The organism is Nocardia fusca NBRC 14340, assembly GCF_001618425.1.
GTDB lineage: Bacteria > Actinomycetota > Actinomycetes > Mycobacteriales > Mycobacteriaceae > Nocardia > Nocardia fusca.
On the sequence record NZ_BDCU01000035.1, the window covers coordinates 21283 to 43721 of the forward strand.

25 protein-coding genes are annotated in these 22439 nt (G+C 69.9%); 10 read left to right on the forward strand and 15 right to left on the reverse strand.

The window, feature by feature from the left end; all coding sequences use genetic code 11:
• Positions 1 to 8 precede the first annotated feature (8 nt).
• From NF4_RS22805 to NF4_RS22815, 3 genes are all read left to right on the forward strand, one after another.
• The gene (locus NF4_RS22805) at positions 9 to 590 is read left to right on the forward strand and encodes a type II toxin-antitoxin system PemK/MazF family toxin (RefSeq protein WP_063129421.1); all 582 of its coding nucleotides are present in this window, start codon (positions 9 to 11) and stop codon (positions 588 to 590) included.
• Between the two features lie 341 nt (positions 591 to 931).
• Positions 932 to 1192, forward strand: a complete 261-nt coding sequence (gene rpsT, locus NF4_RS22810; protein WP_063129422.1) for a 30S ribosomal protein S20 — start codon at positions 932 to 934, stop codon at positions 1190 to 1192.
• A 148-nt stretch (positions 1193 to 1340) separates the two neighbouring features.
• Entirely contained in the window at positions 1341 to 1586 is a 246-nt protein-coding gene (locus NF4_RS22815; protein WP_039823397.1) for a hypothetical protein, read from the forward strand.
• Positions 1587 to 1620: 34 nt separating this feature from the next.
• Here the strand turns inward: NF4_RS22815 and holA are convergent, their stop codons facing one another.
• The 12 genes from holA to NF4_RS22875 all read right to left on the reverse strand — a co-directional run bounded on the left by holA (position 1621) and on the right by NF4_RS22875 (position 13389).
• A complete protein-coding gene (holA, locus tag NF4_RS22820) occupies positions 1621 to 2592 on the reverse strand; it encodes a DNA polymerase III subunit delta (protein ID WP_084533352.1) in 972 nt (323 codons plus the stop codon).
• Positions 2593 to 2844: 252 nt separating this feature from the next.
• Positions 2845 to 4476, reverse strand: coding sequence for a ComEC/Rec2 family competence protein (locus NF4_RS22825; protein WP_198165429.1), 1632 nt, complete (start codon positions 4474 to 4476; stop codon positions 2845 to 2847).
• A gap of 298 nt (positions 4477 to 4774) precedes the next feature.
• Positions 4775 to 5674, reverse strand: coding sequence for a ComEA family DNA-binding protein (locus NF4_RS22835; protein WP_063129425.1), 900 nt, complete (start codon positions 5672 to 5674; stop codon positions 4775 to 4777).
• 115 nt (positions 5675 to 5789) lie between these two features.
• A complete protein-coding gene (locus NF4_RS22840) occupies positions 5790 to 6632 on the reverse strand; it encodes a DegV family protein (protein WP_063129426.1) in 843 nt (280 codons plus the stop codon).
• 3 nt (positions 6633 to 6635) lie between these two features.
• Entirely contained in the window at positions 6636 to 7511 is an 876-nt protein-coding gene (gene octT / locus NF4_RS22845; protein WP_232330606.1) for a diglucosylglycerate octanoyltransferase, read from the reverse strand.
• Positions 7512 to 7530: 19 nt separating this feature from the next.
• The gene (locus tag NF4_RS37945; RefSeq protein WP_157120518.1) at positions 7531 to 7707 is read right to left on the reverse strand and encodes a hypothetical protein; all 177 of its coding nucleotides are present in this window, start codon (positions 7705 to 7707) and stop codon (positions 7531 to 7533) included.
• A complete protein-coding gene (locus NF4_RS22850) occupies positions 7697 to 8356 on the reverse strand; it encodes a histidine phosphatase family protein (RefSeq protein ID WP_063129427.1) in 660 nt (219 codons plus the stop codon). The genes NF4_RS37945 and NF4_RS22850 overlap by 11 nt, the downstream gene beginning before the upstream one ends.
• Entirely contained in the window at positions 8353 to 8757 is a 405-nt protein-coding gene (rsfS, locus tag NF4_RS22855; RefSeq protein WP_030523197.1) for a ribosome silencing factor, read from the reverse strand. Before rsfS ends, NF4_RS22850 begins: the two co-directional genes overlap by 4 nt.
• 73 nt (positions 8758 to 8830) lie before the next feature.
• Positions 8831 to 9496 carry a nicotinate-nucleotide adenylyltransferase gene (gene nadD / locus NF4_RS22860; protein ID WP_063129428.1) on the reverse strand — a complete coding sequence of 222 codons (666 nt, stop codon included), beginning with the start codon at positions 9494 to 9496 and terminating at the stop codon, positions 8831 to 8833.
• 105 nt (positions 9497 to 9601) lie between these two features.
• Positions 9602 to 11005 (reverse strand): vWA domain-containing protein, encoded by a 1404-nt coding sequence (locus NF4_RS22865; protein WP_232330607.1) that lies wholly within the window; start codon positions 11003 to 11005, stop codon positions 9602 to 9604.
• 5 nt (positions 11006 to 11010) lie between these two features.
• Complete coding sequence (locus NF4_RS22870; protein WP_063129429.1) at positions 11011 to 11904, reverse strand: AAA family ATPase; 894 nt, start codon at positions 11902 to 11904, stop codon at positions 11011 to 11013.
• A gap of 219 nt (positions 11905 to 12123) precedes the next feature.
• Positions 12124 to 13389 (reverse strand): glutamate-5-semialdehyde dehydrogenase, encoded by a 1266-nt coding sequence (locus tag NF4_RS22875; protein ID WP_063129430.1) that lies wholly within the window; start codon positions 13387 to 13389, stop codon positions 12124 to 12126.
• 63 nt (positions 13390 to 13452) lie between these two features.
• Here NF4_RS22875 and NF4_RS22880 point away from each other — a divergent pair, with 63 nt between their 5' ends.
• Both NF4_RS22880 and NF4_RS22885 read left to right on the forward strand, forming a co-directional pair.
• Positions 13453 to 14337, forward strand: a complete 885-nt coding sequence (locus NF4_RS22880) for a ribokinase (RefSeq protein ID WP_084533353.1) — start codon at positions 13453 to 13455, stop codon at positions 14335 to 14337.
• 154 nt (positions 14338 to 14491) lie between these two features.
• Positions 14492 to 15709 (forward strand): RtcB family protein, encoded by a 1218-nt coding sequence (locus tag NF4_RS22885; protein WP_063129431.1) that lies wholly within the window; start codon positions 14492 to 14494, stop codon positions 15707 to 15709.
• 224 nt (positions 15710 to 15933) lie between these two features.
• Here NF4_RS22885 and NF4_RS22895 read toward each other — a convergent pair whose 3' ends face one another.
• Complete coding sequence (locus NF4_RS22895; protein WP_232330608.1) at positions 15934 to 16506, reverse strand: hypothetical protein; 573 nt, start codon at positions 16504 to 16506, stop codon at positions 15934 to 15936.
• A gap of 290 nt (positions 16507 to 16796) precedes the next feature.
• Here NF4_RS22895 and NF4_RS22900 point away from each other — a divergent pair, with 290 nt between their 5' ends.
• Entirely contained in the window at positions 16797 to 17318 is a 522-nt protein-coding gene (locus NF4_RS22900; protein ID WP_063129433.1) for a DoxX family protein, read from the forward strand.
• A 62-nt stretch (positions 17319 to 17380) separates the two neighbouring features.
• Here the strand turns inward: NF4_RS22900 and NF4_RS22905 are convergent, their stop codons facing one another.
• The gene (locus NF4_RS22905; RefSeq protein WP_063129434.1) at positions 17381 to 18136 is read right to left on the reverse strand and encodes an SDR family oxidoreductase; all 756 of its coding nucleotides are present in this window, start codon (positions 18134 to 18136) and stop codon (positions 17381 to 17383) included.
• Positions 18137 to 18237: 101 nt separating this feature from the next.
• On the opposite strand from NF4_RS22905, the gene NF4_RS22910 reads away from it, so the two are divergent.
• The gene (locus NF4_RS22910; RefSeq protein WP_063129435.1) at positions 18238 to 19116 is read left to right on the forward strand and encodes a helix-turn-helix transcriptional regulator; all 879 of its coding nucleotides are present in this window, start codon (positions 18238 to 18240) and stop codon (positions 19114 to 19116) included.
• Between the two features lie 81 nt (positions 19117 to 19197).
• On the opposite strand, the gene NF4_RS22915 is transcribed toward NF4_RS22910, so the two are convergent.
• Positions 19198 to 20019, reverse strand: a complete 822-nt coding sequence (locus NF4_RS22915) for a helix-turn-helix transcriptional regulator (RefSeq protein ID WP_063129436.1) — start codon at positions 20017 to 20019, stop codon at positions 19198 to 19200.
• Positions 20020 to 20119: 100 nt separating this feature from the next.
• On the opposite strand from NF4_RS22915, the gene NF4_RS22920 reads away from it, so the two are divergent.
• The 3 genes from NF4_RS22920 (at position 20120) to ligD (ending at position 22407) form a co-directional block, all read left to right on the forward strand.
• Positions 20120 to 20839, forward strand: a complete 720-nt coding sequence (locus tag NF4_RS22920) for an SDR family oxidoreductase (RefSeq protein WP_063129437.1) — start codon at positions 20120 to 20122, stop codon at positions 20837 to 20839.
• A complete protein-coding gene (locus NF4_RS22925) occupies positions 20833 to 21321 on the forward strand; it encodes a hypothetical protein (protein ID WP_198165431.1) in 489 nt (162 codons plus the stop codon). The genes NF4_RS22920 and NF4_RS22925 overlap by 7 nt, the downstream gene beginning before the upstream one ends.
• Before the next feature lie 123 nt (positions 21322 to 21444).
• Positions 21445 to 22407 (forward strand): non-homologous end-joining DNA ligase, encoded by a 963-nt coding sequence (gene ligD / locus NF4_RS22930; protein ID WP_063129438.1) that lies wholly within the window; start codon positions 21445 to 21447, stop codon positions 22405 to 22407.
• Positions 22408 to 22439 lie beyond the last annotated feature (32 nt).

A 22439-nucleotide genomic window follows, 5' to 3' on the forward strand; every position in this document is an offset into this window, starting at 1 on the left:
CTCCTGAGATGGCCCGAAGTTGGAACAGTCTCGGCAAGCAACTCACCGCGATCGCGAAACAACAGGGTCCGAAGATCGTCAAGCGGCAGGCGCCGCGACTGGTCGAGGCCCTGCTCGACCGGCGAGGCGCCCGCGACGGTTCGGGCCGCGGCCGCCGTCCCGTCGCACCCGGCGGCGTCCCGGTACGGCCCGCCGCCTCCACCCCGGTACCGACCGCGCACCGCGCGCGACGCGTGGTGTACGCCCCCCAGCTGGACGGTCGCGCCGACCCCGGCGAGATCGTCTGGACCTGGGTCCCCTTCGAAGAGGATCCGAGCAACGGCAAGGACCGTCCGGTGCTGGTGGTCGGCCGCGACGGGCACACGCTGCTCGGACTCATGCTCAGCTCCAACCCGGTACGCGGCGACGATCCGGACTGGATCGGGATCGGCGCGGGCACCTGGGATCACCAGGGCCGGGACAGCTGGGTGCGGCTGGACCGGGTGCTCGATGTCCCCGAGGACGGTATCCGCCGTGAGGGCGCCATCCTGCCGCGCAAACTGTTCGACCTGGTCGCCCACCGGCTCGTCCGCGAATATCGCTGGAGCTGACGCGCCCGGTCGGACCTCCAGGTCCCGGGAGCGGCCGAAGAGCAGCCTGTACCCCGGCGCGTCCAGGACCCCCGCAGGCGCACACCGGGAAACACCCGGGTCCTGCTGGGAAACTCCTGTGCCGATCGCGGGGGACATCACGCGGGGCCTTCGACCGGCACCACGACATCGCCGCGATGTGACGATCCGCCCACGATTTCGTCGCGTCGCCACGTGCTGGTAACCTGGCCAATCGGCGTTGCCTACCCCGTGCCCGGCTGTTCCCTTCGGTGGACGAGCACCAGGGCGGGGGTGCACACAGACTTTCCGACCGAACCAAACAGGAACCAGAGGATACCGGCGTGGCCAATATCAAGTCCCAGATCAAGCGGATCCGCACCAACGAGGCGGCGCGTCAGCGCAACCAGTCGGTGAAGTCCGAACTGCGCACCTACATCCGCGCGTTCCGGACCGCTGCCGCGTCCGGTGACAAGGAAGCGGCCGCCGAGCGCCTCCGTTTCGTGAGCCGCAAGCTCGACAAGGCTGCCTCCAAGGGCGTCATCCACGCCAACCAGGCGGCCAACAAGAAGTCGGCGATGGCGACCGCGCTGAACAAGCTCTGATCGACTGAACTCTTTCGACAACCGGCCGCCGCGGCATTGAGGACCACGGCGGCTTTTGGTGTTCCCGGACCCCGGTCAGCGCGGCTTTTCCGGCCGTTCCCGGATGGCGCCGGTCCGGTTGTCCGCTTCCTGCCGTAGCATGCGGCGCATGGTTACGGTGTATGCGAACCAATCGGTAGTCCAGGCCGAGGACCTGCCCGGTGTGATCCGGGCCGCCGAAGTCCTCGGTATCGGCGTCAAGATCGAAAATGTGCTGGTCCCGGCGGATGACGACGGCGGTCCGGTGGTGGTCTGGATGGTCACCCGGGACGAGGAGACGCCCGTCTATGAGGAGTGGGACGGCCGCTACGACGAAGCGGCCGAGGAAGCGCTGGGGCTCAGCGCGGTCGAATAGCGACCGTCCTCCCGCCGGTCCTACGCCTGCCCCGTCAGCTGCGCCCGTGCAGGGCGAGCAGTTTCAGTACGGCGTCCTCGAGCGCGAACCCGGAATCGGCGGCGCCGCCTTTGACATCGGCGTTCAGGGTCGCCACGACCTGGAGCGCCGACCCGATCGTGGCCGGAGTCCAGCCGCGGGCCTGTGACTGGGCCTTCTTCACCTTCCACGGCGGCATGCCCAGCGGACCCGCCAGTTTGAACGGATCCCCGCGCCCCGCCGATCCCACCTTCGCGATGGTGTGCACGGAATCGGCCAGTGCGTCGGCCAGCACCACATGCGGCACCCCCCGGTCCTGTGCCCAGCGCAGCGCCTCCACCGCGCCCGCCCGATTCCCGGCCACGGTCAGGTCCGCGACTTCGAAACCGGACACCTCGGCCTTGCCGGAGTAGTACCGGCGCACCGCCGCGACATCGAGCTTCCCCCCGGTATCGGCGACCAGCTGCGAGCAGGCCGCCGCCAGTTCACGCAGTTCCGAACCCACCGCGTCGAGTACGGCCTGCACCACCTCCGCCGACACCCGTGCCCCGGCGCCCCGGAATTCGGCCCGGACGAATTCGGATCGCTCCGAGGCCTTGGTGAGCTTCGCGCATTCGTGCACCACCGCCCCGGCCTTCCGCAATGCGGGCACCATGGCCTTGGCGCGCCCCCCACCGGAGTGCACCACCATCAGCACCACCCCCTCGGGTGGGGCCGCGGCGGCTTCGGAGATCACCGCGACGGCCTCCTTACCGGCCTGATCCGCCGCCTCCAGAATGATCACCCGGTCCTCGGCGAACAGCGAGGGGCTCAGCAGTTCCGCCAACTCCGCACTGCTGGCATCACCGGCCCGCAACCGATCCACCGGGACGGAGTCCGGGTCCGGCGCGACCGCCCGCACCTGCCCGGTGACCCCGGCCACCGCGCGCTGGATCAGCAGTTCCTCATCGCCCAGCACCAGATGCAGGGCCGCAGGTCGCTCGCTCACGGCTCCGATCGTACGGCCGCCCTCCGACCACCTGCCGCAGCCCGGGCGGTGCCGACTTCGAGGCCCCTCGAAATCCCGCCGAGGCAGGGCGAGGCAGGACGCCGGAAGATCGAAGTATTCGATCGGCTACGCCGCCGGCGCGGTCGTCCCCGGTTCGAGCTGCCGAGTACGGTGGCCGGCCGATATTCGCGCCCGGGATCCGGCCGGCCACGGGTCCGCCGGCGGGTTCCGGCCGGCCCAGGGAATGGCGGATCAGCCGAACCCGAAGACCAGTAGCAGGTACGCGGCGAGAACTCCGAGGGATACGGCCGACAGCACACGCCGGATACGGGCCCACCGCAGGGCCGCGATTCCACCGGCGACGACCACGGCGGCGAGCAGGCCGCTCGGTGTACCGCCGGGGACCGTGACGACCGCGCCCGGTACGGCGGCCGCCTCGGTCGCCACGGTGAGCAGCCACCACATCGGCGGCCCGATCGGGCACAGGACGAGGTGAGCGAGGGCGCCCCAGCAGGTGGCCACCACGGCCGCCAGGGCTCCGCCGATGGTGATCGGGGCGATCACCGGAGCCACGAGAATATTGGCGGCCACGGCCACCAGGCTGAGCTGCCCCGATATCGCGATGGTGAGCGGTGTGGTGACAACAAAGGCCGCGGCCGCCACCGCGACCAGTTCGGCGGGTAGTCGCCACCAGCCGCGGGCCCGCAGATGATCGGCCCAGCTGGGGGCGAGTAGAAGTAGAGCACCGGTCGCGAGAACCGAGAGCGCGAACCCGGCCTCAACGGCGAGCGCGGGCTGCAGCGCCAGCAGGGCGATCACCGCGGCACAGAGCGCGGGCAGGGCTTGTTTGCGGCGGCCGGTCAGCAAGGCCAGTAGCGTCACCGATCCCATCGCCGCGGCACGTAGCACGCTGGGGTCGGGCCGGGCGATGATCACGAACGACACCAGCGCCACCGCGGCACAGAGCAGCGACAGACGCGGGCCGAGGGTGAGCAGGCGGGTGGTGGCGAGCACCGCGGTGAGCAGGATCGAGAAGTTCGCACCGCTGACAACCGTCAGGTGCTGGAGGCCCGCGGCGACGAAGTCGTCGTGCACCCGGTCGCTCAGCGCCGAGGTGTCTCCGGCGACGAGCGCGGGCAACAGTCCCGCCGCATCCGGTGCGAGTGCCCGGCCGGCTGCCGCGACCAGATCCGAACGCACCGAGTCGGCGGCCCCCTGCCACCACGGCAGCGGGCCCGCGATGGCCGGTTCGTCCACCGGCCGCAGGGTGGACACCGTCAGATCGTGATTGCGCGGGGGCGCGGGCCGAGCCCGGAATTCGATCGGCTGCCCCGGCAGTAGTTCCGCCCAGCCCGGCCCCGCAGCCAGCACGACCACCGCACCACCGCCGCGTACCACCTGGTCGCGATAGCGGAACTGCCGGAGTTCGCCGCGCACCACCCAGAGCCGACCGCGCCCGGACCCACTGCTACGTACCGGTTTCGGGTCATCCCCCGGCACCATCACCACCTCGACCGTCGCCGCGGCCGGCACCGAGCGCAGCGGATGAGCACCGACCCGGTGCTCCCGCCACGCGCCGGCGCAGGCGAACGCCGAACCGATCAGCGCGGCACCCAGCACCACGGTCGCCACGACACGGCGGCGTTCGCTGCGGTGGGCGATCCCGGTCCACAGCAGTGCCCAGGACATCAGGGCGAGCACGGCCAGCGCGAGCGCGACGCACACCCCGGTGACCCAGCCGGCGCCGACCGCGAGGAGGGTGACGAGCCAGCAGGTCAGCGCGGCCGGTAGCAACCGCGCGTCCAGCACCGTCTCCGGGCCCGCCGCGTCACCTTCGGCTTCCGTTCCTCGCTGCCGGAGTGCGGTGTCCGCCGTCGCCCTCACCGGCACACCTGTCCGAATATCCGCACGATCTGCCAGAGCAACCGCCGGCCTCGCCCGCGGACAACAGGGCGCCCGGTGAAGTCGTCGATGAGGGCAGCCCCTACCGTGCGAACCGCGCCCGTTTCCCGGGTGCGACTCCACCGCCCGGACCGGGCGCCGCACCCCAGGCCGGGACCGGTTCGCCGACCGCGAACCACCCGCGCGTAACGCCGACTCTGCTTCGGGATCGCGCCGCCACCCGGGTCGGAATCCGGCACCGGTTCGATGCCCTCGCCACGCGCCCGCACGGACAGCGCCCTCATACGGTCACCAGTTCGCGCAGCCGCGCCAGCCGGGCCGGACCGATACCGTCCACCTCGGCCAACTGCTCCACATCGGTGAACCGTCCGTTGGTTTGGCGCCAGGCGATGATCGCCTTCGCGGTCACCGGCCCGACTCCGGGCAGTGCGTCGAGTTCGGTTTCGGTGGCGGCGTTCAGATCCACCGGTGTACCGGCTCCGGCCCCACCACCGTTCGTACCGGCGGCGGGCGGGGACCCCGCCGAACCGCCGCTGATCGTCGCGCTGCCCGGCAGCGCCCCGCCGGGTTCGCCGGGGCCCACCCGGACCTGGTCGCCGTCGGCCAGCCGCTGGGCCAGGTTCAGTCCTGCCAGGTCCGCGCCGTTCAGCGCACCGCCCGCCGCCGAGATCGCGTCGGCGACCCTGGCGCCGGGTGGCAGCCGCACCAGGCCTGCCCGGTTCACCAGACCCACCACACTCACCACCAGTTCGGCGGGCTGTGCTCCGGTCGGCGCCGGCTCCGCCGGGCGAGGCGCCGGCGCGGCTTCCGGGGAATCCACCGGCAGCGCGGCCGGCGCAACCGCGGGCAGCGGGGGAACCGATTGTGCGACCGGACGGTCCCACAGAACCATCACGACCGTGAGCAGCCCGGCGAGCAGGCCGATACCCGCCATGGCCGCCACCCCGCGCCGCCCGGTGTCCAGGCGTGCGCCTCGGAATCGATCGGGGATCAGGCGGTCCCACCGGCCGGGCGGGGCGGGTTCGTCGTCCAGCCATCGAGGGGTGCGTACCGCATCGGCTTCGGCGAGCGTGGAGTCCGGCCACGGATGCGCCCGGCCCTCCGGGTCGTCCCGCGGTAACTCACCGAGGTGGCCGCCCAATTGTCTGCGTACCCGTTCACGCTCGTCGTGTGGTGCCATGCCCGCGACGCTAGGCCCGGCCGATCATCGGAAACCTGGGCCCACCTGAGATTTCGATAGACCTGTGGACAACTTCGGCCTGTGGATGAACGGTGGCCGTGGTTACCGTGGCCGGTCAGCCGCACCCGCCGGGGAGTACCAGGACCCCGACCGCCCCGACCCCCAGATGGACGGCCAGTGCCGGCCCGAATTCGGCGATGTGAACCTCGGTGACCTGCGGAAGACGTTCGCGCAGTTGGCTCATCACCGTCTCGGCGGCCTCGACGGCGGCCAGATGCTGCACCCCCACCGCGGCCGGCCCCGCCCCGGCAGCCTCCTCGGCGGCCGCGACCAGCTTCGCGAACGCCTTCGACCGGGTACGCACCTTGTCCCGTAACTCCAGCCGCCCCTCCACCAGTTGCAATACCGGTTTGCTGACCAGCTCGCTGCCGAAGAAACTCGCTGCCGTACTGAGCCGTCCCCCGCGACGCAGTTGCTCGGTGCGATTCACCACGAAGAACGTGCGGGAACCCGCCGCCGCCCGGACCGCGGCCTCGTACACGGCCGCGAGCGTACCGCCGGCGGCCGCGCACCGCGCGCCGGCCAGTACCGGGAAACCGGTCGCCAGACCCGCGCCGAGCGAATCCACCAGCAGCACCGACTCCGCAGCGTCCATATCGCGGACGGCCTGCCGGCCCGCCTCCCAGGTCGCCGAGAGCTGCCGGGACAGATGCACCGCGACCACACCGTCGCCGCGGCTGCGCCGCAGCGCCTCGGTATAGGCGTCGCGCAGTTCACCCGGCGACGGCGCCGACGTGGTGACGTCATCGGCGGTGTAGTCGACGGCGAACTCGTCGACGCCCTCCCGGATCTGCGTATCCCCCACCAGCACGTGCAGGGGCACCACCTCGATACCCAGCTCGCCGATCAACGCCGCGGGCAGGCTGGCGGACGAATCGGTGACGACCACGACCGCCACGTCTCACCGGACCTCTTGCAGCGTTTTCACCATCGCCTTGGCGACCTCGGTGTGCCCGTCCCAGCCCCAGTGGATCCCGTCGGGGTTGGCCTCGCCGGAGTAGATGTTGTCGTGGACCGCCGCCTTCAGATCCACCAGCGGGACGCCGCACCGTCGCGACCAGGCCTGGAGGACACGCACCGCCGGTTCGCGGCCGCTGTGCACCCGGCCGTAGGCCGCGCAGTCGTGCACCGACGGCAGCACCGCGACCACGGGCAGCTCGGGCCGGAGCTGGTCCAGCGCCGTCCGGCACTGCTCCAGATAGTCCACGCTCACCTCGGGCGGAAGGGCCACCGGGCGGCCGAGTTTCGCGGCCCGGGGCTGAATCCACTGGTACGCCGAGCGCACCACCCGGCGCAGACCCGACGGCCGCACATAGCGGATCATTTCCCGTAGTGCGGTGGGCAACGGCGAGGGCAGCGAATCCATGCCGCCCACCGCGAAGACCACGGCACCGGCTCGCGGGACGGCAGCCCAGACCCGCGGGTCACCGATCAGCGCCCAGTAGGCGTCCCGGCAGGTCCAGCCGATCCGGGCGACGAGTTCGACATCCCAATCGAGTTCGGCCGCCACCAGGTTCGGCCAGATACGGGGATGATCGGCCGGCAGACCCCCTTTGGGCCCGAAATAGGACAGCGAATCGGCGATCACCAGCAGTACCGGTCGCGGGGCGCCGGGATCCGGGGACCCGGTGGGGACCGCGGGATCCGTTGTGACCTCCACGTCCGGCGCGATCCGTGGCGCGGGATCCATCTCCGTGACAGAACCCGTGTCCGGGCCGGTGTTCTCCGGTTCGCTACCCGGATCGGGCATATGCGTACCCGCCGACGTGGAAGTCACTGCGGAATCCTCCTGGGGGTCAGACTGCCTTCCGGACGTCGCCGTCCTCGGCGGCATCGGTGTCGTCGGCGGTCCCGTCCGCCTCCCGTTCGGGCGCCGGGCCGAACAGGGCGTCGGGTAGCGCGCGCTCCGGTTTCGCGGATACCTTCCGGAACAGTTCGTCCGGTATCTGGCGGTTCAGGTCTTCAGATGACATCGGGTGCTACTTTCGCCGCTGCGTTCCACACATCGAGACGCCAGCCGGGCCTGTCCGGGCTCGGGCCGTGGCTGCTCAGCTGCACCCAGCTGGCATTGGCCAGGCCACCGAGGGCCGGCCAGTTCCGAGGCGGCAGATCGAGCAACGCGGCCGTGAGCGCGGCGATCAGCCCGCCGTGCGCCACGAGAATCATAGTGGCGCCGGGCCAATCCTGCCGCTCGTCGAACAACTCCTGCACGACCGGCAGTGCGCGGGCACCGACCTCCAGCTTCGATTCCCCACCGGGCGGGGTGAAGGTGGGGTCCATCCGCCACTCCAGCCGGGCACCGGGATAGAGGGAATCGACCTCGACATCCCCCATCCCCTGCCAGTCACCGAGGTGGGTCTCCCGGAGCCGCGGCTCCCGGACCACTTCGAGTCCGGAATGCTCCGACAGCGCCAGCGCGGTGTCGTAGGCGCGTCGCAGATCGGAGGAGATCAAGCCGACGGCCTTGTGGGACACCAGTTCCCGCGCCGCCTCTTTCGCCTGCCGTCGTCCCAGATCGGTGAGATCGGTGTCGATCTGCCCCTGCATCCGGTCGCTTGCGTTCCATTCGGTTTGCCCGTGGCGCAACAGGATCAGGGTGCGCACACCGGTTTTCTGTCTCACTCGGTTTCTCCAGCACTTTCGTCTCCGGCGGCCGGTGGCGCGCCGATCCCCTCGACCGGAACGATGGGGCAGTCTTTCCACAACCGTTCCAGCGCATAGAAATTACGTTCGTCGTTGTGCTGGATATGCACCACCACGTCGACGTAGTCCAAGAGCGCCCAACGGCCCTCGCGGGTCCCTTCCCGGCGTACCGGTTTGTGTCCGGCCGCGCGCAGTTTCTCTTCGACATTATCGACGATGGCATTGACCTGGCGCTCGTTCGGCGCCGAAGCGATCACGAAGCAGTCCGTGATCACGAGTTGTTCGGAGACGTCCAGCACGACCACATCGGCGGCCAGCTTCTCGTCCGCGGCCAGGGCGGCGACGGTCGCCATCCGCACCGCCTCTTCCGTCGCGCTCACGCTGTCACCTCCGGGCACGGGCGCCGCACGGCCTCCGTGGTCACGCAGGCTTCCGCCGCCGGGCGTACCCCGCTCATGCCAGCACCTCGTTCACGTTTCCATCACCTTCCGCTCGAGCGGGCACGTAGAGATGCCGCTTCGATATGTACTGCACGACCCCGTCCGGTACGAGATACCAGACCGGCCGCCCCTCGGCCGCGCGACGGCGGCATTCGCTCGACGAGATGGCCAGCGCGGGGATCTCGATCATGGTGACCGCGTCGTCGGGCAAACCTCGCAGATGGTCGGCGAGATGGTCGATGTTCAGCTCGTACCCCGGCCGGCTGACCCCCACGAATTTCGCCAGCTCGAACAGTTCGGCCCAATCCTGCCAGGTGAGGATGCTGGCCAGCGCGTCGGCCCCGGTGATGAAGAACAGTTCCGCGCCCGGGTGCTGGGCGTGCAGATCACGCAGGGTGTCGACGGTGTAGGTCACCTTGCTCCGCTCCACATCCGCCCGGCTCACCGAGAACCGCGGGTTGGAGGCGGTGGCGATCACCGTCATGAGGTACCGGTCCTCGGCGGGGCTGACCTGGCGATCGGTCTTCTGCCAGGGTTGCCCGGTGGGGACGAAGATCACCTCGTCGAGGTCGAACCGGTGCGCGACTTCACTGGCCGCGACCAGGTGTCCGTGGTGGATGGGGTCGAAGGTGCCGCCCATCACACCCAGCTTGCGTCCACCCCGGCCCGTTCCGTGCATGAGTGTCGAGCTTAACGGGTCGGCCACCGGCCCCTCCCGACCGATCGGCCTTCGTCTGTGGGGGCGCTTGCGGTCCGCGGTGGCCGAAGCGCCGGCGGAGGCATATCAGACCGGTAGCAACCGGGAGACCACAGCCGTGAGCTGCGCCGCCGACCGGCATTCGTGCATTTCGATGACCTGCTGGTACCGGTCGGCGGCCGAATCCCCGGATCCCCAGTTGGTGCGTGGTTCCGGGTTCAGCCAGTGCGCGTGCTTGGCGACCTCGACCAGCTCACGCAGGGTCGGCAGTTCGGGGTCGCGGTAGTTGGTGCGGGCATCACCCAGGATCAGCAGGGAACTGCGGCTGGTGACGGCGTCCGGGAACGCTTCGGCGAAGCTCGTCAGCGCGCTGCCGTAGTCGGAGTGGCCGTTGAAGCCGACGATATCGGCCTCGGCGAAGATCCGCTGCATGGCTTCGTCGAGCTGGGTGTGCGGATCGAAGAACCTGGTCACCTCGTCGGTGTGATCGACGAAGGCGAAGATCCGGACCTTCGAGAACTGCTCACGCAACGCGCTCACCAGGAGCAGCGTGAAATTGCTGAAACCGGCGACCGAGCCCGACACATCGCAGAGCAGGACCAGCTCAGGGCGGCCGGGCCGGGGTTTGCGGTTCACCAGATCGATCGGTACCCCGCCGGTGGACATGGATTTGCGCAGGGTTTTGCGTAGATCGATCTCGCCGCGTTTGGCGTGCCGGCGCCGCACCGCCAGCCGCGATGCCAGGATCCGGGCCAGCCGCTGCGTGCTGCGCCGCAGTTCGGCCAGCTCTGCCTGCGAAGCCCGCAGGAAATCCACTTCTTCGGCCTGCCGCGGGACCCCGTAGGAGGCGACCCGTTCCTTACCGATGCGTTCGGCCACCCGCCGCCGGGTCTCGGCTTCCACGGTGCGCCGGAACTTCTCGATACGGGAGCGGGCGGCCCGGCGCGCGATCTCGGTATCGAAATCGCTCATACCGGGCGTGGCCATGGCGGCCAGGATCTGCGCGAGCAGCGTCTGCGGCTGCACCTCCTTCAACGCCTGATACGACGAGAAGGACGCGCCCCGCGCCGACCGGTACTGCCCCAGCTGTTCGACCAGCTGAGCGGCCATCAGCGCCTGTTGCTGTCCCGAATCCTCGTCGGCGAGCATCTCGGCCAGCATGCGCCGCAGTGCGGGAATATCGACCTCTCCGTCGTCGCGGTACGGGATCTCGGCCTCCGCGGCAGCCGCGCGGTCCCCGATGGCCACCGGGAACCACAGGTCGAAGAGTCCGTCGTAGGTGCCGCGATGGGTGGTGCGCCGCAACAGGGCGCAGGCCAGTCCCTCGCGAACCGACTCCCGGTCCAGCAGGTCCAGCACCGACAGCACCCGGCCCGCGTCCACCGTCTCCGACGGGCCCACGGGAATCCCCCGCGCCCGCAGCGCCTCCACGAAACCGACCAGGTGCCCAGGTAGACCGTGCGGGGCGAGGGGCAGGTCGTCGGTGGCCACCACGGTCAGGCCGGTTTCAGATCGGCCAGCGCCCGCTGGTGGTCGCTGCGGTGTTTGAGCACCACGCCCAGCGTTTCCCGGACGGTGGCGTCGTCGAGTTCGGTGTGCCCGAGTGCGAGCAGGGTGCGGGCCCAATCGATGGATTCGGCGACCGAGGGCAGTTTCTTCAACTGCATTCCGCGCAGCACGTGCACGATCCGCACCAGCTGGGTGGCCACCGCCTGGGGTAGTTCCGGGACCCGGCTCGCGAGGATCCGCCGTTCGAGATCCTCGTCCGGGAAGTCCAGGTGCAGATAGAGGCAGCGCCGCTTGAGCGCCTCGGACAGTTCACGGGTGGCGTTGGAGGTGAGAACCACGAACGGGGTCCGGGTCGCGGTGATGGTGCCGAGCTCCGGCACGGTCACCGCGAAATCGCTCAGTACCTCGAGCAGCAGGCCCTCGATCTCCACATCGGCTTTATCGGTCTCGTCGATGAGCAGCACCGTCGGGTCCGTACGCCGGATCGCGGTGAGCAGGGGCCGGGACAGCAGGAATTCCTCGGTGAACACATCGGATTCGGTCTCGGCCCAGTCGTTTCCGCTGGATGCCTGGATCCGCAGGATCTGTTTGGCGTGGTTCCATTCGTAGAGCGCCCGCGCCTCATCCACGCCCTCGTAGCACTGCAACCGCACCAGTCCGGCGTTCGCCGTCTGTGCCACGGCCCGCGCCAGCTCCGTTTTGCCGACACCCGCCGGACCTTCGATGAGTAGTGGTTTACCGAGCCGGTCGGCCAGGAAGACCGAGGTCGCGGTGGCCTTGTCGGCCAGGTATCCGGTCTCGGCGAGGCGGTGCACCACATCCTCGACCGATGCGAAGATCGGCTCCTGAACCGGCGGGGTGGGGGTACTCGCGGGCTCCATCGGGCCGTCCTTCCGTCGAACTCTCCACCCACGCTACCGGGCGGTCACGCGCCCGGCGTCGTCCCCCGGGGCCAAGAGACGGGTACCACCGGGCCGCCAGGCCGATGATCGACCCCGCGGACCGCGACGGCCCACGTGCGGAACGACAGCGCCGGCCGACCGAGCGGCGGGGCCGGCGCCGGCCCGGAACGCCCCGCCGACAGCGGGGACCACGCGTCGTCAGGCGGGACGGATCTGCCCCGAACCCCGCACAACCCACTTCGAGGAGGTGAGTTCCGGCAGCCCCATCGGACCGCGGGCGTGCAGTTTCTGCGTGGAGATGCCGATCTCGGCGCCGAAACCGAACTGTTCGCCGTCGGTGAAGGCCGTGGAGGCGTTCACCATGACCGCCGCCGCGTCCACCCGGCGCGAGAATTCGTCGGCCGCGGCCAGTTCACCGGTGACGATGGCCTCGGTGTGCCCGGTGCCCCAGGTGTTGATGTGTTCGATCGCGGTGTCCAGGTCGTCGACGACCTTCACCGCGATATCGAGGGTCAGGTACTCCTCGCCCCAGTCCTTGTCGGTGGCCGGGACCATCCCGTCGAGATCGCCGTGCAAGGTGACGCCCTTGTCGGCGAGCGCCTTGCTGAGCCGCGGCAGTGCCGTCTCCGCGATGGCCGCGTCGATCAGCACCGTCTCGGCCGCATTGCACACGCTGGGGCGGCGGGTCTTGGCGTTGATCAGGATCTCTTCGGCCATATCCAGATCGGCACCGGAGTGCACGTAGACGTGGCAGTTGCCGGTACCCGTTTCGATGGTCGGGACCTTGGCGTCGCGCACCACCGCGTTGATCAGGCCCGCGCCACCGCGTGGGATGACCACGTCCACCAGGCCCCGGGCCTGGATCAAGTGGGTCACGCTGGAACGATCCGAACTCGGCAGCAGCTGGACCGCGTCGGCCGGGATGCCGACCCCGCTCAGCGCGTCCCGCAGCACGGCGACCAGCGCCGCGTTCGACCGCGCCGCCGACGACGAGCCGCGCAGCAGCGCCGCGTTCCCGGACTTCAGCGCCAGCCCGAACGCGTCGACGGTGACATTCGGCCGCGCCTCGTAGACCATGCCGACCACGCCGAGGGGCACCCGGATCTGGCGGATCTCGAGTCCGTTCGGCAGCGTCGACCCGCGCTCCACGACACCCACCGGATCCGGTAGTCCGGCCACCTGGCGCAACCCCGAGGCGATACCGTCGATCCGGTCCTTGGTCAGCCGCAGCCGGTCGAGCAGCGAGTCCTCGGTGCCGGCCGCTTTCGCCGCGACCAGGTCTTCGCCGTTGGCCTCCAGCACGGTGCCGGCGGCGGCGAGCAGCGCGTCCGCGGCGGCGTGCAGCGCCTCGTTCTTCCGGTCGGTGGTGAGCTGGGCGAGGACCCGGGAAGCGACCCGCGCCCGGCGGGCGGCCTCGTGCACGGCCGCACGCATATCGAAATCAGCGGTGGTCTCTACCGTCATGGCTTATAGCCTACGCACCGGGAAAATCGGTTATCTCGACGCTCACCGCGCTAGGTTCTCCCCGTGACCACTCCGCTGATCGCTGTACTCGGCAGTATCAACATGGATCTGGTGACCACCACCGATCACCGGCCCGCACCCGGCGAAACGGTCCTGGGCCGCGGCTTCACGATGGTGCCCGGCGGGAAGGGCGCCAACCAGGCGGTCGCGGCGAGCCGGGCGGGTGGGCAGGTGATGTTCCTCGGCGCGATCGGCACCGATGTCTTCGCGCCGCGACTGCGCGCGGTGCTGACCGGGGCCGGGGTCGACACCACCGGGTTGCGCACCATCGAGGGCCCCAGCGGTATCGCCTCGATCGTGGTCGACGCCGGGGGCGAGAACTCGATCATCGTGGTGGGCGGTGCCAATGCCGAGTTGCGCGGCCTGCGCGCCGGCGATCTCGCCGCCGTCGCCGCGGCCGATATCCTGCTGTGCCAGCTCGAGGTCCCGATCCCGACCATCGAGGAAGCGGTGCGGCACGCCCGGGACAACGGCACCACCGTGATACTGAACCCCTCTCCGGCGCAGCGTCTTCCGGCGGAGTTGTGGAGCCGGGTGGATGTGGCGGTGGTGAACCGGGGCGAGGCCGAGGACCTGGGCGGCACGCTCGACCGGGTGCCGCATCTGGTGGTCACGCTCGGCGCGGACGGTGCGCGCCACCGCGGGCCGGACGGTACGCAGACCTCCGTCGCCGGGCCGGCGGTCGATGTCGTCGACACCACCGGCGCGGGTGACACCTTCGCCGGAGCCCTGGCCGTCCGCTGGTCGCGGGGCCCGGCCGAGGCTCTGCGGTTCGCCTGCGCCGCGGGTGCCCTGGCCACCACCGTGCTGGGCGCCAGCGCCGCCATTCCGTCGCGCGCCGATATCGAAGCCGCCCTGTCCGCCGGGCCGGGCGACCCCCCTCCGTGAGACGTCGCCGCCCCCGTCGCCGTCGGCGCACGCCGCGGGCCCGGACGCCCCACCCACACCCACTCGGAAAATCGATCGCCTCCCCGTAGCCGGCGGCCTACCGTGGAATTACGGCGGCGGATATCGGTCCGCCCCGGAGGGAAGGAACGAGACGATGTTTCCCGTCGAGCTGTCCGGCGCCCGGGCACGGACGTTGATGTGGGCCCACGAGCACGATATCGAGGCGGCGGCGCTGCAACAGCTGCGCAATATCGCCCGGCTGGAATGGGTCCACGGCGTCCGGGTCATGCCGGATGTGCACCTCGGGAAAGGCGCCACGGTCGGTTCGGTGATCGCCATGCGCGACGCGGTCGCCCCGGCCGCGGTGGGCGTGGACATCGGTTGCGGGATGGAGAGCGTCCGCACCGATCTCACCGCCGCCGACCTCCCCGACGATCTGCGCGCGCTGCGGTCGGCGATCGAGGCGGCGGTACCGGTCGGTTTCGCCGCCCACCAGCACCCGGTGCCGGTGAACAAGCTGGCGCCCGGCCCGTCCGGAGTCGCCACGGCGCCCCTGCGCACCGGCTGGGACCGGTTCTGGTCGGCGTTCGGAGACCTCGACGATGCCGTGGCGTCGCGAGAGTCCAAGGCGCACAAGCAGATGGGTTCGCTCGGCGGCGGCAACCATTTCATCGAGGTGTGCCTGGACCAGGACGATCAGGTCTGGATCCTGCTGCATTCGGGGAGCCGCAATATCGGCAAGGAACTGGCCGAACGGCATATGGCGGTGGCGCGCAAACTGCCGCACAACCAGAACCTGGTCGATCGCGATCTGGCGGTGTTCCTGGCGAACACCCCGGAAATGGCCGCCTACCGCCACGACCTGACCTGGGCCCAGGAGTACGCGGCACGCAACCGCGCGGTGATGCTGGCGCTGGTGTGCGAGGCGGTGCGCAAGCAGTTCCCGACCCGGGAGGTCCGGTTCGATACCCCCATCAGTTGTCACCACAACTATGTGGCGGAGGAGACGATCGACGGTGTGCCGATGCTGGTGACCCGGAAGGGTGCGGTACGGGCCGGAGCGGGCGATATGGCGCTCATTCCGGGCTCGATGGGTACGCGGTCCTATGTGGTGCGTGGTAAGGGCAATCCGGATTCGTTCCAGTCCGCGTCCCACGGCGCGGGCCGCCGGATGAGCCGTAACGCGGCCAAGCGGCAGTTCAGCGTCGCGGATCTGATCGCCCAGACCGAGGGGGTGGAGTCGCGGAAGGACGCGGGCGTGGTGGACGAGATCCCGGCCGCGTACAAGAACATCGACGAGGTGATCGACGCCCAGCGCGATCTGGTCGATGTGGTGGCGACGCTGCGTCAGGTGCTGTGTGTGAAGGGCTGAGATCGCGGTGAGTGCGGATCCGATCCGCGGTGCCGGTTTGCCGGGCGGTTTCCGGTCGCCCGGCATACCGGACGCGGCGGCGGTTCGTATATCGCGCGCGGATAATCGTGCACTGCTCCGCCCGGACGCGGCGGCGGTCCGGACAGTGCGCGCCAACGATCCCGCGGCCGCTCCGCCACCGGCGCCACCCGGGTAATCGTGCGGCGGGAGGTCATCGGCGGCCCTCAGCCGGGCAGTCTGCGCCGACATAGCGCGACGGCGATTCCGGCACCGGCCAACAGGACACCGATCGACAGCACCACCCCGCTCGACAACCAGGTGTGCAGCGCACGGGCGAGGTCGGCGGGCAGGCCGGGCAGCGACGAGATCAACCGATAGGTCTGTCCCGGCGCGGCGATCTGGACGGCGGCGGGCAGCGCGCCCCACACCAGCCCGGCGATTACCGCCGCCGCCGGTTCGTACGCCGCCAGTCCGACGACCATCAGTAACAATGCCGCCCCGAGCAGCGACTGTGCGGGTGAGAGCCAGCGGTCCGTGGAGTCCCACCAGCGGCCGCTGGTCGCCGCGCCGTTGGCCGCGATACCGACCGCAACCGGGGTGATCACGGCCGCGAGCAGCGTGGCGAGCGCTGTGCGCCGCAACTCCCGCTGCCGGTACCGCGTGCCGCCCGGCCTCTCCCGCGCAGCGCCGTCGTTCTGTCGCTCCTGTGCGGCACGGCCGTCCAGGGTCCGCCGTGCGGCACCGTCGTCCGGCGGTGGCGACTGCGCCGTGGTGGGTCGTTCGAGTCGAGAGGTCATGCACACTTCTCCGGGCCGGTCGGCGGGTGCGGCGGTCCGGGCCGGTACCGCGCGCTGCCCCGCACCCTCGCACACCCGAGGTTCACCGACCATTACGCCGCCCAGCGAACCGAGTGCCCAACCGACGGAGAGTGGGCCGACAAAGCCGCCGGAGGACTGTTCGCACCACGGCCGAGCCGCGTATTGACTAGTTATCATCCGATGCATAATCTTAATTTGTTATCAGTCGATAACCACAAGACGTCGGCGCCGCGCGACCGGACAACCGACTCCTGCCTCGGAGGAACCTCATGTTCGACACCCTGATGCTGTTCGTGGTCCCCACGCTGGTCCTGCGGCTACTCGGCCGGATCGGCGTCCAGCGCTTCGCCACCTGGCGGGTCAGCGCCGCCCACGGACTGGCGTTCCTGTTCACCATGACCGGACTGGCGCATTTCGTACCCGACTCGGTCACCGTGATGCCCAGCCACGACGACCTGACGGCGATGGTTCCCCCGTTCGTCCCGTTCGCGGATTTCGCGGTCTACGCCACGGGCGTCCTGGAACTGGCAGGTGCCGTGGGTTTGGTAGTGACCGTCACCCGCCGCTGGGCCGGCCTGGGTCTCGCGGCGCTGCTCGTGATCATGATCCCGGCAAATATCCATGCCGCGCTGAACGACATTCCGCTCAACGGAGAAGCGGCCACGCCGCTGTGGTTCCGGATCCCGGAACAGATCGTGTATTTCACCCTCGCCGTCTGGGTGGGCGGAGTTCTGCCCGCGGTGGGCGGGGACCGCGGCGCCGAGCGGTCGCTCGTCCCGACGGCGCGCTGAGCCCGTTCGCCGGCCCCGCTCCCGCTCGGCACTGCGCGGGAACGGGGCCTTTCGCCGGGAAATCAGCCCTGCTGCGTGGGCACCAGGATCAGCTCGGCCACATTCAGCCGCGCCGGCACCGAGGTGGCGAACGCGATCGCGTCCGCGATATCCTCCGGCTCCAGGATCGTGAAAGCCGTACGCCACTCCGACAGCTGGGCCTGTTGCTTCTCCCCGCGCATACCCGCGCCGAGTTCGGTGGCCACGAAACCGGGTTCGACGTTCTTCACCCGGACTCCCCGGGGACCGAATTCGGCGCGCAGGTTGCGGGTCAGATGCGCCACCGCGGCCTTGGTCGCGGTGTACACGGCGTACTCGGGGAATACGGCGTGCCCACCGACCGACCCCACCAGCACCAGATCGGCCCGGTTGCCGGCACCGGCGGCCGCGAGCAGATCATCGATGAAGGCCCGCGCGGTGTGCAGCAGGCCGGTCACATTGGTCCCGACCATCTGATCCCACTCGTCGACCTCGGCGGCTTCGAAGGGCGCGCCGAGCATCACACCCGCATTCGCCACCACCAGATCGACCGGCCCCAGCGCCGCCCGCACCGTGGCGGCGGCATCGCGGACCGAATCGCGGTCGGTCACATCGGCGACCACCGCGATCGCGCCGCCCCCGAGTTCGGCGGCCAGTTCTTCGATGCGTTCCTTGCGGCGGCCCAGCACCGCGACCCGCGCGCCCTCCGCGGCGAGCCGGCGCGCGGTCGCGGCACCGATTCCGCTGGAAGCTCCGGTGACCACGGCCACCCGTCCGTTCGAATTCACGTTGTTCGTCATGCTTCGACCCTCGCTCCGGGCCGGGCGGGCTGCCAGGTCGCGCACTTCCTGGTAGTCACAGGGCCACCCGGCCGGGTAGGGCCCGCCCTACCCTGGAACACATGCATTCGGACAACCGCCTGGGCGCGTTCCTGCGAGCCCGTCGTGAACTGGTCCGGCCGGAGGACTTCGGGTTGCCCGGCGGCGGGCAGCGGCGGGTCGCCGGACTGCGGCGGGAGGAGATCGCGTTATTGGCCGGGGTGAGTGCGGACTACTACATCCGGCTCGAACAGGGCCGGGACAAACATCCCTCGGAGCAGGTGGTCAGCGCCCTGGCCCGGGTCTTCGCGCTGGACGAGGAAGGCACCGCGCATCTGCGGGAGCTGGCCCGCCCGGCGCCGGCCCGGCCGAAGCGACCCCGCCGGCCCGAACGCGTGGCGCCCGGACTGCTGCGGCTCATGAATCTGTGGGAGCGGACGCCGGCCCTCGTGCTGGGGCGCAGCCTCGACGTCCTGGCGGCCAACCCGCTGGCCGTCGCGGTGAACGCGTGCTCGGTCCCCGGTATCAACCAGGTGCGGATGGTCTTCCTCGACCCCCGGGCGCGCGATGTGTACCCCGAATGGAACTCGATCGCCGCGGATACGGTCGCCAGTCTGCGCGCGACGGCGGGCACCGATCTGGACGATCCGCAATTGACCGAACTCGTCGGCGAACTGTCGCTCAAGAGCGAGGATTTCCGGCAGTTGTGGGCCCGGCACGATGTGCGCACCAAAACGGCCGGGACGAAACGGTTCCATCACGAGATGGTCGGCGAACTGACCCTCTCCTTCGAGAGTTTCACCGTCAACGGTGTACCCGGGCAGACGCTCATCGTCTACCACGCGGAACCCGGTTCACCGTCCGAGCGCGCGTTGTCGCTGCTGGGCAGCCTGACGGCCGCGGAGTCCGCCGACACCGACTCGCCTCCGCCGAGCCGGGTCATCGATACGACGCTCGGGTAGCTTGCCCGGCACGTCGGCATCGGAGTTCCCCGGTACCTCGTTCCCGGAACAACGCGCCGCGCTGCGCCCGCCGGGGCCGGATCACGCGCGGCCGGGGAGACGGAGCAGTTCGAGTGCCGAGGCGGTAGCGGTGCCGGTCCCGGCCGAGTAGACGATGACCGTCTGATCTGCCTCCGGCACCGACAGAACATCGCAGTCCAGAGTGAGGGTGCCCAACTCCGGATGGACGACCGAAGCGGTGCGGCTACGCAGCCGTCCGGAGCGCCCGGCCCGCCACAACTCGTCGAACCGCGGGCTGCCGGACCGGAGTTCGTCGATCAGCCCGGCGAGACTCGGATCCTGGGGGTATCTGGCCTGCGCCGTACGCAGACAACCGACGCAGTCGGCCCCGGACTGTTCTCCTGTCTCGACCACCCGGTCCGGTCCGGCTCCGAGAAACCGCTGCCAGATGAGGTTTCGCTGCGCGGGCGGCAGTGCGGACCAGTCACCGAGCAGCGCTGCCGCCGGTGGGTTCCAGGCCAGCACATCGGATTTGGCGGATAACACCAGCGCGGGCAGACCCGCCAAGCGGTCCAGCAGCCGCATGACGCTCGGCCGGACCAGCATGGGAATGCGTCCGACTCCGGGGGGCTCGGACCCGGCGAGCCGGAAGATCAGATCACGGTCGGAGTCGCTCAACCGCAGCGCCCGCGCCAAGGCACCGAGCACCTGATCGGAAGGTTTGGAGCCGCGCCCCTGCTCGAGCCGGACGATGTAATCGACGCTGAGCCCCGCCAGTTGCGCGATTTCCTCCCGCCGGAGCCCGGGCACCTGTCGGCGGGATCCCGCCGCGAAACCCACCTCGGCCGGTTCGATGCGTGACCGCGCCGTGCGCAGCACCATGGCCAATTCAGCTCTGTCCACCGTCCTATGGTGCCGGAGGCCGGCGGTGCGGGGGTGGGACCCGCTCTCCCATGCCTCGCCGTCCCTGGAGTCCACAGGCGAGCGGCACGAGACTACGAGCGTGACAACAACGACGATCGCGCTGGTAACCGGCGCGAACAAGGGAATCGGCCGGGAAACCGTCCGCCGGCTGGCCGGAGCGGGCTGGGAGGTGTTCCTCGGAGCTCGCGATCCCGCACGCGGTGCCGCCGCAGTGGCGGAGCTGGCCGAGCGAGGCGTGCGGGCTCGTCTCGTCACGCTGGACGTGACCTCCGACGAATCCGTGGCCGCCGCGGCGGCCGCGGTCCGGGCCGAGACGGGCCGCCTGGACGTGCTGGTCAACAATGCCGCGATCGGCGGGCAGGGCACGCCTCCGGCCGACACCCGCGCCGACGAGGTGCGCCGGGTGTTGGACACCAATGTCCTCGGCCCGATCCGGGTGACCCACGCTTTCCTGCCCCTGCTACGCGCTTCCGACCACCCGCGCATCGTCATGGTCTCCAGCGGTATGGGCTCGATCACGACCGTCACCGATCCGCAATGGAAAGACTTCGTGCGACCCGAGCTCGGCTACTCGACGTCCAAGGCTGCCCTGAACATGCTCACCACCATGTACGCCGGCGCACTGGGCGATATCCATATCAATGCGGTCGATCCCGGCTACACGGCCACCGACCTCAACGGCCACACCGGCCTCCAGACCGTGTCCGAAGGCGCCGAAGCCATCATCCGTCTGGCATCGATCGGCCCCGACGGGCCCACCGGCGGGTTCTTCGACAGGAACGGAACTACCCGATGGTGAGGGCCGCGGCGATCGTCACCGCGCTGCTGACACTGTGTACAGCACTGTTCGTGTATCTGAGATCGGAGGACCATTCGATGGAACGACAGAACTCGAGCGGGACGACCGTACTGTCGATCGGCCTGGATCCCGGTGCCGTGGACTACAGCCGCTATCCGCACATCGATGCGGCGACCCTCACCGCGCGGATCGCCGCGGGTGAGACGGCTCTCCGTGACGCCGGATTCGACCTCGTATCGTGCCAGGTACCCGCGGACCCGGACGCGGCCGAAGCGAAGCTGCGTGAATGCACGGCGGGCCGGTCGTTCGGGGTGGCGATGATCGGCGCGGGCGTACGCATGGCAGCCGAGCACACACTGCTGTTCGAACGCCTGGTGAACGTGGTCGTCGAGCTCGTGCCCGGCATACGGTTGTGCTTCAACACCTCCCCGGAAACCACCATCGACGCTTTGCGCCGCTGGGTGGAGCCCGTCGTCCACTGAGCACACCGAAACCGGACCGTGGCGTCGACCGGCGGACAGATATCGGTACCCGTAACGCGGCCGCGCGACCGACGCGCCACGGACAACCGAACCCGAACCGCGTGCGGCGGCTAGGGTCGGAGCATGGCTGGCGGCGCGGGCGCGGCGGTGGAATTGACAGTCGGAGAACGCGAGGTGCGTATCTCCAACCCCGACCGGGTCTACTTCCCGGAGTCCGGCGTGACCAAACTCGATCTGGTGCAGTACTACCTGAGCGTGGGCGACGGGATCGTCAACGCACTGCGGGATCGGCCCTGCATGCTGCACCGCTTCCCGAAGGGGCTGACCGGCGGGAAAGTGCACCAGAAACGACTGCCCGCGGGCGCACCGGACTGGGTGTCGACCGTGCGGGTGTACTTCCCGCGCTACGGCCGGCACGCCGATGAACTCTGTGTCGGCGACCTGGCGGAGGTCATCTGGGCGGTGCAGATGTCCACGGTCGAGTTCCACCCGTGGAATTCGCGCCGGACCGATACCGAAAGTCCGGACGAATGGCGGATCGATCTCGACCCCATGCCGGACTGTCCCTGGTCACGGGTGCAGCGGGTGGCCGGGGTGGTCCGCGAGGTGCTCGACGAGATCGGCGCGGTCGGCTGGCCGAAGACTTCGGGCGGCAAGGGTTTGCACGTCTATGTGCGGATCGCGCCGGAGCACGGGTTCCAGCAGGTGCGCCGCGCCGCCCTGGCCTTCGCCGAAGAGGTTCGCCGCCGGGCTCCCGATGATGTGACGACGACTTGGTGGCGGCGCGACCGCGATCCGGCCCAACTGTTCATCGACTACAACCAGAATGCGCGCGACCATACGATCGCCGCCGCGTATTCGGTCCGCGGCAATCCCGCGGCCACTGTCTCCACCCCGGTGGGCTGGGACGAGATCGACGATATCCATCCCCGAGATTTCACCGTGGCCACCGTGCCCGCCCGGTACCGCCGGCTCGGCGATCTGCACGCGGGAATCGACGACGCGGTATTCGATCTGCGGCAGCTGATCGAATGGGCCGACCGTGACGCGGTGGATCTCGACGAGGAGCCCGTCCCGGAATCCTGACCGGTCCGGGCCCCGCGCCGTTCACTGCCGGA

Coding starts and splice junctions, on each gene's coding strand:
- NF4_RS22875 (WP_063129430.1), bottom strand. CDS start 13,389: ATGACGGTAGAGACCACCGCTGATTTCGATATGCGTGCGGCCGTGCAC.
- NF4_RS22895 (WP_232330608.1), bottom strand. CDS start 16,506: ATGACCTCTCGACTCGAACGACCCACCACGGCGCAGTCGCCACCGCCG.
- NF4_RS22925 (WP_198165431.1), top strand. CDS start 20,833: ATGGTGAGGGCCGCGGCGATCGTCACCGCGCTGCTGACACTGTGTACA.
- ligD (WP_063129438.1), top strand. CDS start 21,445: ATGGCTGGCGGCGCGGGCGCGGCGGTGGAATTGACAGTCGGAGAACGC.
- NF4_RS22815 (WP_039823397.1), top strand. CDS start 1,341: ATGGTTACGGTGTATGCGAACCAATCGGTAGTCCAGGCCGAGGACCTG.
- NF4_RS37945 (WP_157120518.1), bottom strand. CDS start 7,707: ATGTCATCTGAAGACCTGAACCGCCAGATACCGGACGAACTGTTCCGG.
- NF4_RS22905 (WP_063129434.1), bottom strand. CDS start 18,136: ATGACGAACAACGTGAATTCGAACGGACGGGTGGCCGTGGTCACCGGA.
- nadD (WP_063129428.1), bottom strand. CDS start 9,496: ATGCACGGAACGGGCCGGGGTGGACGCAAGCTGGGTGTGATGGGCGGC.
- NF4_RS22870 (WP_063129429.1), bottom strand. CDS start 11,904: ATGGAGCCCGCGAGTACCCCCACCCCGCCGGTTCAGGAGCCGATCTTC.
- NF4_RS22885 (WP_063129431.1), top strand. CDS start 14,492: ATGTTTCCCGTCGAGCTGTCCGGCGCCCGGGCACGGACGTTGATGTGG.
- NF4_RS22835 (WP_063129425.1), bottom strand. CDS start 5,674: ATGGCACCACACGACGAGCGTGAACGGGTACGCAGACAATTGGGCGGC.
- NF4_RS22900 (WP_063129433.1), top strand. CDS start 16,797: ATGTTCGACACCCTGATGCTGTTCGTGGTCCCCACGCTGGTCCTGCGG.
- NF4_RS22910 (WP_063129435.1), top strand. CDS start 18,238: ATGCATTCGGACAACCGCCTGGGCGCGTTCCTGCGAGCCCGTCGTGAA.
- NF4_RS22805 (WP_063129421.1), top strand. CDS start 9: ATGGCCCGAAGTTGGAACAGTCTCGGCAAGCAACTCACCGCGATCGCG.